Genomic DNA, 14,694 nt, shown 5'->3' with positions numbered 1-14,694 from the left:
GCTAAAAATTTTTTAGTATTTATTCTAAAGAATGATAAATAACTTGGAATATTTATCATTCTTATGATTTTATCAAAATTTAATTAAGGTATTGGTTACATAAGGTATTAATTTCATTTTTAATACTTGACGTATACTGAGTACTATTCAACTGTGTCATAATGAAACTTGAACTTGGTTTTATATTAGCATTTTTAGTAATTATGGCAGAATTATTAAAGCTTAAATCAATATAATTCAAATTTATGGTACCTGTACAATAAATTATAAAATTATTAAAAGCATTATTTCCTATATTCCAATCTAGTGTGCAATCTCCATTTATTATTAAAAACTTGTAAATATTTGAATTAATATTTAATGGCTCCAATGCTTGTTTTAGTCCATTAGTATCTGAGCCATTAACTATACAAAAAGCTAAATCTGAATAAGTAGTATTATTATAACCATTGCTGTAACTATTACTTTTAAAGGTCTTTATCTGTTTAGTAGTAGTTATCTCACTAATAGGTGTACTAGGTGCAGCCGCTTCCGGTGCAGTAGGCTGCTGTGCCGGCACCGCCACGTAGCCTGGAGTTAATGTTCCCCCATTCTGATCATGAGAAAAACTATTCACATGGGTACTTAATCCTGATGTATTTATATTTGCATGGCCATAACTAAAAATATTTGCTTGTATATAAGTATCTCCTAAAGTTACATTTCTTAAAATACTAACAGTATTCGCTGCTTTAAGATACGTTTTACTATTTATATTTACACTTTGACTGTTATTGCCAAAATCTAAATTATTTCCTGCAATCATTGTTACTGGACTCGCTGAATTTACTCCATAATAAAATTGTGTATCTTGCCCAGATTCAAGATATGCAGAACTACTATTATCCAAACTTAAATTACCACTAGTATTAGTAAAATAATTCCCCCCACTGGCTACTGCAGAAAATTTACTATTTACCAAATTAGCATTACTGGAAAAATTTATATCTTTATTACTTTGTATTTGAACACTTCCATTATCAAATTGTGCATTAATGCCGGCATTGTCAAAAGTAACACTGTTAGTACCTAAAATGGATATATTACTGTAGGTTTGTAAATTACTCTTAAATTTTATATCATATGCCTGAAAGTTGGCTTTGCCATTAACTTTCATTGTATTATTATTACCAACTCCGGTATTAACACTATTTCCCGAACCAGTACCCAATATATTAAGATCTCCATTAATATTAGTATTTTGCTGGAAAGTAATTTGCTGACCCTGCAAGTATGCAGACCCTGTGATATCCATATTGGTGCTTCCATTTCCTAAATTAACTTGACTACCACTATCTCCAAATACATTAAGACAATTAGCTCCAAAAAAATCCGCTATAGTATTTCCCGAAGTACCTCCACCGCTATCTCCACCGCCTCCAGAAGATTCTCCACTGCCGGAAGGTACAGGAGGAAACTTAATAATATATGGAGGATTAATTATCTGGCCACTGTCATCTAAACCATACAGTACATAGCCTGTACTATAAATGACCACTACCACATTTCCCTCAAAGCCTGTTCCTTTAGGCAAATCACCACTGTTGATTATATCAGCATTACTTGAAGGCAAAGCAGTGGCACAGTAATATACCTGCACTGAGGAAGTTATAGAAGAAGTATTACTAGACACATTCCCTTGAGGACATACAGCAGAACTACTGTTAAAGGGATTTATCAATGCATTGCTGCCAAAAAACTTTGAAGTCATATCCGCTCCCACTATATTTGCAATAGTAGTAAGAGTTTGAGCTGAATCTTGGTTTTGGATCATAAGCGTCTGATAGGCACTACCATCTTTTCCGGACCTATTTTCAAGATAAGTTCTAACCACCAATACATTGGCAGCTACACTTTTGTTCTTTGACTGCAGCTTAATTGCCCCCACTTTTGGCACTAAAATCATTGAAAGTATACCTATAACTGCTATAACTATCATAATTTCTATTAATGTAAAACCTTTTTTTCTATTCATGCCTACACTTCCCTATATCCAATATTCTATGCTCTATTTAAACATATCAGAAATACTGTTAAAACCTTCTTTTTGGCTGTCATAAAATACATAATCCCCTGGTACATTTATCTGACTATTTCCCTCATCTTGTATGTACTCATAAAAAATAATTTCTGAAAAGAGTTCATCAGATATCTGGGCCACGCCTGTATCTGTCTGATTACCATTGGTAGTATTGGTGTTATTTCCAGGAACCTGATTTCCCATATCTAATCCATTATTAGAACCTTCTGATGCGGTGCTGCTCTGAGAGGAAATAGTGATACTCTTCACATTAAGCTTTCTCTTAGTAATAGTTCCTAATCCCTTTACGAAATTTTCTACATTGCTCTTATTTCCCATTACTTTTAAATCTATTGAGAGAGTATAAAACTTTCCATTATTTTGATTATTTTGTACAGTTGTGCTGCTGTTTGTGTTGGTATTACTGGTATTAGTATTACTGGTACTATTAGAAGTTTTATTATTATTATTGCTGTTGTTATTTAATAATTCAAAAGAAATGCTCTGTCCTGTGATTCCAGATAGCTTACATCCATTATAAAAATCATATATAAGCTGGGGGGTATCTACTTTAACAGGAGCTATACTGTCAAAATCTGCAGTTTCCTGTTTAAGTTTCTCTATTTCCTTCTGTTTAGTATAAATAGATTGTTGTTTTAATTTAATATCACTTAATTCTTTTTTTCGAGTAATATACTTATTTTTAGCCTGCGCTGCACTATTCAATTGAGCTTTTATAAAATAATTATAACTGGCATAGTTGACTCCTAAAAATAACAATGCTATTAAAATCATTAAATCTCTTTTATTTTTTTCCACTTATACTCACGCCTTTATATGAATCTATTATCTTTAGATTAAGTGTAATTTCCTTTACATCATCATTAAGCTCTATCTGGGAAAGCTCAACAGGTTCAAATATATTCATCTTGTTTAAGGCCACCACAACCCTGGCACCATCTATGGTGCTGTTATTTATATTAAATGTAACATTTACATTATTTTTGTCTATGGTAATACTTTTTACTGATACTTCTTCAGGAAGTCCTTGTCTTAGAGTGTCCAATACACCTATGTAATCGAACTCATCATTGTTTATTTTCTGCATATTATTGATTTTTTCTTCATACTCTTTTTTCTCCCGTTCCAGTCTATCTATGTCATTTTGCACATTGCTGAGGGCAGCTATTTGTGAATCTATGCCTGATGTATCATACCTTGATAAATTTACCTTACTGTATATAAATACTCCGCCGGCTATAATCAGTGTTATAAACATACATATTATTATTTCCACTGCAATCAACTTATTGGCAGATGCTTTTTTCTTATCCTTTCTGTATAATCTATCCACAAAATCTATATTTTTATTGTAAATATTTTTTACTGGTATGAAATATCCCAGTACATCTGCATATATATTTCCGTCTACAGGACTATTCTTAATTAGCTTTGACATTTTAGTGTCCAGCCCCATTATGGGTTCCATAGAAGTCTGACTGCTAATAAGCTCATATAAATCAGGACTGTTATAAAACTCCCCTAGTATATATATTTTTTCAATTTTATTTCCAAAGTGTCTTGTGGAATAAAAATTCAAAAAGTACTCAAGATTTTCTAATATGTCACTAAAATCTTTTTCATCTTTCTGATAATTTTCGCTGGAAATATGGGAATAAAGAAATATTTTTTCTTTGTCCAATATAGTTAAGGTAGTTTTTCCACTGTTTGCATCTATAACAGCTATACTATTATCATTTTGATCTAAAAATAAATTTGATATATAATCGGGATATATTCCTATAGACATGGGAATTAATCCACAACATTTTATAAATTCCAATATTTTTTTCAACTTTATCCTGGGCACAACCGCCAGCATAACAGCCATTTTACCCTTTTTATATTCCTTATCTAAAGATATTATTTCATAGTCATAACTGTATTCATTCATACTAACAGTAAAATATTCTTCTATATTATTTTCTATAAAGTTTCTCAGATCTTTTTTATTCATTATAGGAACGTCTATAATCCTTGTTACAATATTATCCCAATTCAGGATTATTCCTATGTTTCTATTTCTAACTTTAAACTTTTCTCTAACACTTTTAATTTTATTTAAATTATATTCATCAGCATAGGGCTGTCCTCCAGAAATAATTTCACTTCTCTCTTCTATTCTTGCTACTTTCTTTATTTTTATTTTATTTATTCCTTTTGATACAACAGCTACATCCGCATAATTTTCTTTAAAACTGAATAGAATTTTGGAAGACATTTAATTACCTCCATTATTTTTATTTCATTCCTTGGGTAATCTGCATTACAGGCAGTGCCATACCAAGTATCGCCACACCCACAACTAACCCTATAACTAAGGTTAAAATAGGCTCTACCAGAGACGTAAGTCTTGCAATGCCTATCTGTACTTTTTCATCATATATATCAGCCAGTTTAAACATCATTTCATCAAGCCTTCCTGTTTCTTCACCTACTTTTATCATCTGTGCCACCAGTGGTTCAAAGATTTTTTCATTTTCAATAGAATCTGCAAATTTGGTACCACCCATAAGTTCTTTTTCGACATTTTCTATTTTTTGCAATATGAACTCATTCCCTACTATGAGTTTTACATTTTCCATTATAGTTATAATGGGAACTGCAGATTTTAGAAATATTCCCATACTTCTGGTAAATCTAGAAGTAATTACATCTACCTTTACTGTACCCAAAATAGGAATTTTTAAAATTACCTTACCAAAAAAATATGCAGCCTTTGGAATAGTATTTATATACTTAATAATAATTATTAAAAAAATTATACTTGCAATTATGTATAAATAATTATTATTAAAAAAATTCATAATACCTAGTACAACTATAGTTATAGCCGGAAGCTTTACACCTGTGAATAAATCTTTTATTTCAGGAAATACAAAGAAATTAAAAAAGAGCATCATACTTACTGCGACAGCTAAGATCAATGCAGGATATAGAGAAGCACTTTTGATTTTATTATTTATACTGGCTTCACTTTTGTAGAAACTTTCCATGTTATAAAGTATAGTATCCACATTTCCGCTAATTTCCCCGGTCATAACCATGTCAATTAGTAATTTAGGGAACTTTCCACAAGATTCCATTGATTCAGCTAAATTATTTCCTCTTTTTATACCTTCAACCATCCTTAAAATTACTTTTTTCATAGTTTTATTCTTGGTTTGTTGTTCTATTATTTCAAGTCCCGTTAAGAGATTTACTCCGGAATTTAAAATCATAGCAGTTTGTCCACAAAAGTTAGCTAAAATTTCCTCATTAAACTTTTTATTAAAGAATCCAAACTGAGATAAATCAAACTTTTCTTTTACATATATTATTTTTAAACCTCTGCTTTTTAGGTTGTCAATTACTATGTCAACATTCTCTTCTTCCATTTCCTCTTTTATTATTTCGAATTCATCATTCCAAGCTTTACATATAAATTTTTTCATAATTTTATTCCCTGAAACTCCTCTATAATATTAAAAATATTAGAAATATCAAACAAGATCTCCATAAGTAACCTTTAACATTTCATCAACAGTAGTTGTTCCCTTTAAAACCTTATTCATACATGATTCTCTTAAGGTGTTCATACCCTTTTCCAGAGCCATTTTTTTAATGTCACTTTCAGTGGAATTTATGTCTATAAGATTTTTAATGTCTTTATCTATTTCAAGTATTTCAAATATACCTATTCTTCCCTTATACCCTGTATCATTGCACAAGCTGCATCCCCTGCCCTTTTTTAGCTTAACAGGATTATCAATACCCAGCAGTCTCATTTCCCTTTCATCACTTACATACTCTTCACCGCAATTTGGACATACTTTTCTGACCAGCCTTTGAGCCACTACACCTGCCAGTGTAGAGGATATTAAAAAAGGCTTTATATCCATATCCAAAAGTCTCCCTATAGTGCCCACTGCATTATTTGTATGAATAGTTGACAGTACCATATGACCTGTCAGTGCCGCCCTTATAGATATTTCTGCAGTTTCATTGTCCCGTATTTCCCCTACAAGTATTATATCCGGATCCTGCCTGAGTATACTTCTTAAACCGCTGGCAAAATCAAATCCTATTTTATTATTTACCTGCATTTGATTAATACCTTTTAAATTATACTCTACAGGATCTTCTATGGTTATTATATTTTTAGACACATCATTTAATACATTCAGCATAGAATATAGGGTTGTTGTTTTACCGCTTCCAGTGGGCCCTGATACCAGTATTATACCATATGGATTAGAAATCATCCTCATTATTTTTGTCAATCCATTATGTTCCACGCCAATTTTTTCAAGTTCTATGGAAAAATTGTTCCTATCTAGTAATCTCATCACAATTTTTTCCCCTAAAACTGTTGGAACTGTGGAAGTTCTGATGGCTATATCCTTTTCCTTAACTTTAAAATTAATTTTGCCATCCTGGGGTATTCTGTTTTCTGCTATATTAAGGCCAGCCATTATCTTTATTCTGCTGGTTACAGGAGAAAGCATGTCTATATCCGTTCTCATAATCTCTCGAAGACCACCATCTACCCTAAATCTCACTCTCATTTCCTTTTCATCCGGTTCTATATGGATATCCGAAGCATTGTATAAAGTGGCATTTTCGATTATGGTATTTAAAAATTTTATAATTGGTGCAGAAGCTTCATCTATTATTTCCTCTTCTGTTTCCATCTTTCTGCCTGAAAAGTTCTTTTTGTAGTTTTGTGCTGCTTCCTGTGCCTTGCTTTTTCCATAGTATTTTTCAATATTATCAAGTATACTGCTTTTCAATGCTATGGCAGTTTTAACATTATACCCTGTTGCTATTTTTATATCTTCAATGGCAAAATAATTTAAAGGATCACTCATAGCTACGAGTAAAAAACCATTCATAATATCTATAGGAATAGCTTCATATTTCTTTGCAATACTTACTGGTATAATATCTATAATATCCTGCCTTACATTAATATTATCTAAATTTATTAAAGGTATTCCCAGCTGCTGTTTTATGGCATGTACTATCTGCTCATTAGTAATAAAGCCCTTACTTACAAGTATTTCACCAAGCTTTTCACCTGTGTCTTTCTGTAAAATAAGGGCTCTTTGTAGTATTTTTTCCGTTATAACTCCTGCATCTACTAGGATTTCTCCCAAACGTTTTTTTACTTTTGACATGAATCTACTCCTTTCTATTCAATAAAACTGTATCACAATTATATAAAGAACATGGAAAATCATGTTCTTTATACTTTTTCCTATTGGACTATAAATGCTTGTGTTGCACTTTCACCACTGTCTATTCCTACTACCCCATAACCATTACTATACACAACCACAATAACTTCACCCTTTTTGCCAGTAAACGACGATCCTGCGTCAGCTTTCACATTTGCTTCAGTAGTAGCACTACTAATAGACGAATCAGTAGTAGGTGCAGATATAATTTCATATGCATAACCTATACCAGCTCCACTTATATTAGTAAATGGATTAATCAATTTGTCAGTTGAACTACTACCTGTGTTAAAAGCACCAGCAAATGCCGATGTTAAATCTGCAGTAGTTAAATAAGCATTTATTCCGCTAGTATTAGTAACTTTCGTTTCCAAATATGCTCTTACGGTATTTACATTGGTAATTACCCCTGCATTTTTAGAATTGTTCTTAAATATTTGTGATTTAGGTATCAATACCACAGCCAGTATAGCAATAATAGCAAGAACTATCATAAGTTCAATAAGCGTGAAACCTTTTTTCTTTTTTATCATTTCCATAAAACTCCATCCTTTCTTCATTAAAATTAAACAGCAGATTTTCTGTGTAGATTCAAGCATGGCAAGTTGTTAATTATGTATTTTTCCATCACCTCCTAATAAAACATCTTTTAATATCTAAAATAAGTACCAATTTAAAATACTTTGTCCAAAAAACACTGTAACCACAGAAGCTATAACAATAAATGGACCAAAGGGAATATAATCTTTTTTTGACTTCTTCCCTGACAAAATAAGTGCTACCCCTACCACCGCTCCTATAACAAGGGCTAAAAATATCATCAATACTGTATACTTAAGTCCTAAAAACAAACCACATACCAGTGAAATCTCTGCATCTCCCCAGCCCATACCTCCTTTTGTTATAAGGATAATTAATGTTAAAAGTCCTCCTCCTAACATACCTCCATAAATATAGGTTTTTATAGGCAGTCCCATGTAAAGATATATTCCTAAAAATATTATGCCTGCAATAATACCTGTTCCTGTAGTCTTAAAATAGACATCTGTAGTATCAAAATCTATCATTCCCACCACAATCATAATACTTATAAATACTATATATTTTATAAGATTTACCCCTATTCCAAACTTAATATAAGTAAGCAAATACAACAAACCTGTTATAAATTCCAACATAGGATACCTTAAGGATATTTTTTTTTCACAATGTCTACATTTTCCCCTTAAAATTATGTAACTTATTACAGGAATTAAATCATAAGCTTTAATTTCCTTATTGCAATTTGTACAATGGGAGGGTGGATAAACAACAGATTCACCTTTTGGTATTCTGTATATGCACACATTCAAAAAACTTCCCATTATAGTTCCCAAAATAAAAATAACAACACCATAATAAATAACCATAATTTACTCTCCATTTTTTAAAAAACAAAACCCTGTATTCATAAAAATTATTTATGAATACAGGGCCGGTTGCATCACTAACTCCAACACACACAAGGATGCCCAGATTAAAGTGTGTATTTCATCGCTTCCCTATCATTTGTTTAATCCTACCATAAAATTTTCTTAATTTCAACAAGTTTTAGTTAATAAATTGTTTACAAATTATTCAAAATATTTAATTCAAAATATACCTGGAAATCTAAAATTATGGTTGCAAAATATGACATTTTATTATACAGTATTTTTATAATATTTATTTAAATCTACTCAAATTTCTACAGGTAAACTTCAATTAATTTCTATAAAATAACTTACATTAATTACTTGAAAACAACCTCAATTTCTATTATATTAACTAATTAAAAAATTATTTTTAACACTTTAATCCTAAATTTAATTTAAACTTAACATTTAATATACTAACCTTTAGATTTTATAAACCAGGAGGTTACTATGAGGATTTATGATAAAAACAGGGAACAAATGTATACAAGGGCTTTAAATGGAGCCAACATAGTACTTTGGGAATGGAATTTAAAAAAGTACCATATGTTTTTTTCTGAAAATTTTGTTCATATGACAGGATACAGTGTAGAATATTTTAAAAGCTTATTTGATTTTATGGAGAAAACTGTTGTTGAAGAAGATAAGCTCAGCGCCAAAAATGATTTAACTTTTTTTATTAAGGGCAATACAGTAAGCTATAGAAGTGAATTTAGAATTTTAACTAAGGAAAATCATATTAAATCATTACTTGTTAAAGGTGCGGCTACTAAAAATTCTGACCATAAAATGTTCTTATTATCCGGCTCAATAAGTGATATTACAGAAGAGAAAAGGCTGGAGGACTATATTAATCATTCTGCCTATTATGATTCTTTAACAGGACTTCCTAATAGAATCTTATTTAAAAATACCCTTAAAACAGCCTTAAGCAATTATGAAAATGGTGCACTAATATTTATAGATATTGATGATTTTAAATTAATTAACGACACTTTTGGTCATGACTACGGAGATCTATTATTGGTAATTTTCTCACAGCTAGTGACCATGTGTATAAAAGATTCTGGAACCCTATACCGCCTGGGAGGCGATGAATTTATAATACTCATCAATAAGTTTACTTCCTATAAAGAATTAAAAAAACTTTGTATTAAAATAATCAATTATCTTAAAGAACCTTTTGAAGTTAAAGAAAAACAAATATATATAACTGCAAGCATGGGTATTACTATATTTCCAAATGACAGTAATGATGTAACAGAATTGTATAAATATGCAGATCTGGCCATATTTCAATCAAAAATCAATGGTAAAAACACTGTTACTTTTTTTCAGCGAGAATTGTTTCATTCATATTGCAGAAAACTCGTTATTGAACAGGAGCTTAAAACCGCAGTTGAAAATGATGAATTCTATATACTCTATCAGCCACAAATAGATGCTACAAAAAATAAAGTAATAGGATTTGAATCCCTGTTAAGGTGGCAAAACAGTAGACTTGGATCTGTTTCCCCTGCGGAATTCATACCAATATCAGAAAGCACAGGAAGTATTGTAGAAATAGGTGAATGGGTTTTAAATTCAGTATGCAAGGTAATTCGCCAATTACAATTGAAGAATTATGAATTTAAAACCATATCAGTAAATATTTCTCCTATTCAGTTGAAAAAAAGTGATTTTGTGAGCAAACTCATCAGTATATATGAGAAAAACAAGATTTCACCTTCCTTACTTGAAATTGAGATAACAGAAGGTACACTGATAGATTTATTTACCTGTAAAATTAAAGCTCTAAACCAACTCTTAGAAAAAGGAGTTAAGGTTGCCATAGATGATTTTGGTACGGGATATTCTTCCTTAAACTATTTAACTACTCTGCCAGTTAATACATTAAAAATTGATAAATCCTTTATTGATAACATTGAAAGTAAGAAGAATAAAGCTGTAATAAAATCTATTATAAGCTTATGCAAATCATTGGATTATAAAATTATTGCAGAAGGAGTAGAAACAAAAAAACAGCTAGATTCACTTCTTGGCATAGGCTGTAATATAATCCAGGGATATTACTTCAGTAAACCTTTGTCTTTAAATGAGATTGAAAACATTTTGATGAAAAAAAATAAATTTGGAGGAGTGTAAATTTGGATAATTTAATGAACAACGATAATACAAAAAATAAGATTACTATTAAAAAGGAACAAGAATTAAAAGAAAAATATGAAGAGCTTTCCACTATATATGAAGAACTGGCTGCTGCAGAAGAAGAATTAAGAAGCAACTATATGGAATTAGAAAAAGCCAAGATAGAAGCAGAAAATGCTAGAGTGGAGGCGGAAAATGCAAATAAGGCCAAAAGCCAATTCCTGGCTAACATGAGTCATGAAATCAGAACTCCACTAAATGGTATCATAGGAGCCATTGACTTACTTGAGCTAATGGAATTAAAGGAAGATGCAAAAATGCATTTAGAAATATTAAAAGATTCATCAAAGCATCTATTGGATATAATAAATAATATTTTGGATATATCTAAAATAGAATCAGGAAAAATTGAACTTTATATGAAGGTTTTCAACTTAAAAAATATGATTGATGTTTTTATAAAAGAGCTTTCATTTGCCTGTGCAAATAAAAATCTGGAATTCACCTATTTCATAGATCCTCTACTCCCTTTTGAAATAATCGGAGATCAGATAAAATTAAAACAAGTGCTCATAAATCTATTCAATAATGCTCTTAAGTTTACAAATAAGGGCAGTATAATTTTTAAAGTTAAAAAGGTATCTCAGATAAACGAAAAAGTGATTCTTAAGTTTTCTATAAAAGATACAGGTATTGGAATAAAAGAAGAAGTTAAGGAGCAAATTTTCAAAAAATTCTTTCAACAAGATGTATCATATAACAAATATTATGCCGGTACAGGTCTTGGACTTTCAATATCAAAGGAACTTGTAAAGATTATGAATGGTGATATATGGTTTGAAAGTAAAGACAATGAGGGAAGTACATTTAATTTCACAGCAGAATTCCTACTGGATTTCAATAAAACCTTAAGTGAAGCTAATATTAATTTAGAAAATACAAAATACTCGGAAGTTGCATGTAAAACTATCTTAATAGTGGAAGACAATGAAATAAATATGAAAATAGCATGTAGTATATTAAAAAAATTGGGATATAATTTTTTATGGGCATATACTGGAAAACAAGCATTGGAAATTTTAAGAAGCAAACATGTAGATTTGATACTTATGGACATACAAATGCCTGAATTAAATGGACTTGAAACTACAAAGATAATTAGAAAGAACGAAATCTATAAAAAAGATCACTTACCTATAATTGCAATGACTGCATATGCTATGCTTGGGGATAGAGAAATGTGTATTGAAGAAGGTATGGATGACTACATTTCAAAACCTTTTGATATATATATAATGAAAAATATTTTAGAAAAGTTCTTATAGTTTTAAAAAAAATTCATATAAATAGTTTCGTGAGCATCTGTAAATTTTTACAAAGCATAAAACTGTTTAATTAAAATAAAAAGCAGTAATTTACATTACAGCTTTTTATACATACATATAAATTATAAATACCATTTATTTAGTCTCTATACCCTCACCTTTTACAGTTCTGTTTCTGCCTTTTCGCTTTGCTTCATATAAGTTCTTATCTACTTTAATCAAGATATTTTCAACATCCAATTTTTCATCTTCAATAGAATATAGTCCGAAACTTGAAGTTATTCGAACATTTGTATCACCATATTCAAATATAGTATCACTTATTGTTTTTCTTATTTTTTCAGCAACATTATATGCATTTTCCAATTCCGTATTATTTAATACAATGAGAAATTCATCTCCTCCATACCTTCCAACCCAATCTGAGCCTTTTCTAATTGAATTTTTAATAAGATTAGCAAAATCTTTTATTATTCTATCTCCAACAACATGTCCATATTTATCATTTATATTTTTTAAGTGATCTATATCCGTCATAATTACAGACAAGGGATGTCCATGTATAATACTATTATTTACATCTATCGGCAGCCTTTCATTAATATATCTCCTATTGTAAATACCTGTAAGACCATCAGTTACAGTGTTTTCAATTTCACTGAGCTTTCTTTCAGTTACATCAGTCACAAGTACTGCAAATTGACCTAGTTTAGGGCTATAGGCATAAATATTAAAATATTTATTGAATTCTTTAGAATAGTTTTCAAAATTAAGTGGTTGTCCAGACAATGCAACTCTGCCATAGTTTTCAATCCAGTACTTTTCAGTCTCTGGAAGAACTTCAAGTACTGTTTTGCCAATATAATCTTCAGCCTTAATATTTAAAATTTTTTGAAAGCTATCATTCATATCCAGAAATCTGTAGTCTACTGGTACATTATTATCATCAACTATTATTTGGTGCAGGGCAACCCCCTGACTCATGGATGAATATAATGTCCTATATTTTTCTTCATTTTCATTTAATCTTTCTATTAACTTTTGCTTTTCAGTAATATCCCTTGCTATTGAGGATGCCCCTATTATATTATTGTCAATATCGTATATGGGAGAAACAGTAATTGACACTGCTACAGCCTCTCCGTTACTCTTTTTCATATATATCTCATGATTTTGTATTTTAATTCCATCATTCACTCTATTCAAAGTTTCTTTAATACGCTCATAATCATTATCAAAATAAATTACAGATATGTGTTTACCTATAATTTCATTTTTTGTATATCCATAAAGTTTTTCTGCACCTTTATTCCAACTTTTTATAATACCATCTGTACTCTTGCCTATAATAGCATCATCAGAGGACTCAACTATGGAAGATAAATTTTTCATCTCTTCTTCAATTCTTCTTCTATTTACTATATTTCTAATTATGCTTGCAACATATTTATAATTATCTATATCTATAACAAAAGACTTTACTTCAGCCGGAAAATAAGAACCATCTTTTCTATAATGTATAGTTTCAAATTCTATGCTTCCTGCTTTGGCCTCATCAAATTGTTTAAAAATAAAATCCTTATTTTTGGAATTTCTCAAGTCAAAAACATCTAGTGATTTAAACTCATCATAGGTATAACCATATTCTTTCACAGCTTCTTTATTAGCATTTAATATTTTTCCGTTTTCATCCAACATAAATATGATATCTTTTGCATTATCAATAACCTCCTGACATAATCTCTGTTTCTTATTGTCAATAAATTTTGAAGAATTCTCAACTATGGTAAGCTGAATGTATTCATCCATAAACCTGGAAGCTATAATCAAATAATACTTTTTACTATGAGGAATATACTTGAAAAATTTCTGTGGTTTATTTTGAGAAACAACTTTGGAAATACATCTTTCTAAAATCTCATCTAAATTCAACTTTAAATATTCGTCATTATATTCCCAATAATATTCTCCCAATTCCAATTGCATATCACTGCTAAAGCGGCTATTTGCATATATAGGAATGTAGTCATAATTTCTTTTTTGTACCATATTAGATTCATATATGGCAATTGCAATATTCATATCATAAAAACTGGAAAAAACACCACAAATATTATTATTCAAAATATTTCACTCCTTTTCTTCAAATTTCTTATATATTAAGAATACTATACCTTATTATTGAAAGAAATACATAATATAAATATTCTTAAAAATATAAAAGAGTGCATTCGCTTTATCCTCTTCAATATAACCACAATTGTAATTTGAAACAAACTTTACGTTGACAGGACATTATAAATATGATATTTTAATGAAGTAATAGAATTGAGTTTAAGCGAATCGTATAACCGGCGGCAGTGGATTTAACCACAGGGAGTACGATTTTTAGAAGCCGACCGCCTGGGCAATCAAAAAGTCCAGGTGGT

10 protein-coding genes and 2 riboswitches are annotated in these 14,694 nt (G+C 30.1%); of the genes, 2 read left to right on the top strand and 8 right to left on the bottom strand.

Annotation, left to right across the window (positions count from 1 at the left end):
- Positions 1-79 precede the first annotated feature (79 nt).
- From ACJDU8_RS07705 to ACJDU8_RS07675, 7 genes are all read right to left on the bottom strand, one after another.
- The gene (locus ACJDU8_RS07705; protein ID WP_406791573.1) at positions 80-2,014 is read right to left on the bottom strand and encodes a type II secretion system protein; all 1,935 of its coding nucleotides are present in this window, start codon (positions 2,012-2,014) and stop codon (positions 80-82) included.
- Positions 2,015-2,047: 33 nt separating this feature from the next.
- Positions 2,048-2,878 (bottom strand): hypothetical protein, encoded by an 831-nt coding sequence (locus ACJDU8_RS07700; RefSeq protein WP_406791572.1) that lies wholly within the window; start codon positions 2,876-2,878, stop codon positions 2,048-2,050.
- Positions 2,865-4,340 (bottom strand): pilus assembly protein PilM, encoded by a 1,476-nt coding sequence (gene pilM / locus ACJDU8_RS07695; protein ID WP_406791571.1) that lies wholly within the window; start codon positions 4,338-4,340, stop codon positions 2,865-2,867. Before pilM ends, ACJDU8_RS07700 begins: the two co-directional genes overlap by 14 nt.
- A gap of 19 nt (positions 4,341-4,359) precedes the next feature.
- Complete coding sequence (locus ACJDU8_RS07690) at positions 4,360-5,553, bottom strand: type II secretion system F family protein (RefSeq protein WP_406791570.1); 1,194 nt, start codon at positions 5,551-5,553, stop codon at positions 4,360-4,362.
- A gap of 48 nt (positions 5,554-5,601) precedes the next feature.
- Entirely contained in the window at positions 5,602-7,278 is a 1,677-nt protein-coding gene (locus ACJDU8_RS07685) for a GspE/PulE family protein (RefSeq protein ID WP_406791569.1), read from the bottom strand.
- An 80-nt stretch (positions 7,279-7,358) separates the two neighbouring features.
- The gene (locus tag ACJDU8_RS07680) at positions 7,359-7,877 is read right to left on the bottom strand and encodes a prepilin-type N-terminal cleavage/methylation domain-containing protein (protein ID WP_406791568.1); all 519 of its coding nucleotides are present in this window, start codon (positions 7,875-7,877) and stop codon (positions 7,359-7,361) included.
- A 117-nt stretch (positions 7,878-7,994) separates the two neighbouring features.
- A complete protein-coding gene (locus tag ACJDU8_RS07675) occupies positions 7,995-8,747 on the bottom strand; it encodes a prepilin peptidase (protein ID WP_406791567.1) in 753 nt (250 codons plus the stop codon).
- 54 nt (positions 8,748-8,801) lie between these two features.
- A riboswitch (cyclic di-GMP riboswitch) is annotated at positions 8,802-8,888 on the bottom strand.
- 354 nt (positions 8,889-9,242) lie between these two features.
- On the opposite strand from ACJDU8_RS07675, the gene ACJDU8_RS07670 reads away from it, so the two are divergent.
- Both ACJDU8_RS07670 and ACJDU8_RS07665 read left to right on the top strand, forming a co-directional pair.
- Positions 9,243-10,937 carry a sensor domain-containing protein gene (locus ACJDU8_RS07670; RefSeq protein ID WP_406791566.1) on the top strand — a complete coding sequence of 565 codons (1,695 nt, stop codon included), beginning with the start codon at positions 9,243-9,245 and terminating at the stop codon, positions 10,935-10,937.
- Positions 10,938-10,939: 2 nt separating this feature from the next.
- Entirely contained in the window at positions 10,940-12,265 is a 1,326-nt protein-coding gene (locus ACJDU8_RS07665; RefSeq protein ID WP_406791565.1) for a response regulator, read from the top strand.
- Between the two features lie 135 nt (positions 12,266-12,400).
- Here ACJDU8_RS07665 and ACJDU8_RS07660 read toward each other — a convergent pair whose 3' ends face one another.
- Complete coding sequence (locus tag ACJDU8_RS07660) at positions 12,401-14,389, bottom strand: sensor domain-containing diguanylate cyclase (RefSeq protein ID WP_406791564.1); 1,989 nt, start codon at positions 14,387-14,389, stop codon at positions 12,401-12,403.
- 213 nt (positions 14,390-14,602) lie between these two features.
- A riboswitch (ZMP/ZTP riboswitch) is annotated at positions 14,603-14,681 on the top strand.
- Positions 14,682-14,694: the final 13 nt, after the last annotated feature.

The sequence above is a fragment of the Candidatus Clostridium eludens genome, from assembly GCF_045310515.1.
Taxonomy (GTDB): Bacteria; Bacillota; Clostridia; order Clostridiales; family Clostridiaceae; genus Clostridium_B; species Clostridium_B eludens.
This window is presented reverse-complemented; position numbering and strand designations above follow the sequence as displayed.

Bases quoted from the DNA above. Each gene is read 5' to 3' on its own strand.
- pilM (WP_406791571.1), bottom strand. From the start codon at position 4,340: ATGTCTTCCAAAATTCTATTCAGTTTTAAAGAAAATTATGCGGATGTA.
- ACJDU8_RS07690 (WP_406791570.1), bottom strand. From the start codon at position 5,553: ATGAAAAAATTTATATGTAAAGCTTGGAATGATGAATTCGAAATAATA.
- ACJDU8_RS07680 (WP_406791568.1), bottom strand. From the start codon at position 7,877: ATGGAAATGATAAAAAAGAAAAAAGGTTTCACGCTTATTGAACTTATG.
- ACJDU8_RS07675 (WP_406791567.1), bottom strand. From the start codon at position 8,747: ATGGTTATTTATTATGGTGTTGTTATTTTTATTTTGGGAACTATAATG.
- ACJDU8_RS07670 (WP_406791566.1), top strand. From the start codon at position 9,243: ATGAGGATTTATGATAAAAACAGGGAACAAATGTATACAAGGGCTTTA.
- ACJDU8_RS07685 (WP_406791569.1), bottom strand. From the start codon at position 7,278: ATGTCAAAAGTAAAAAAACGTTTGGGAGAAATCCTAGTAGATGCAGGA.
- ACJDU8_RS07705 (WP_406791573.1), bottom strand. From the start codon at position 2,014: ATGAATAGAAAAAAAGGTTTTACATTAATAGAAATTATGATAGTTATA.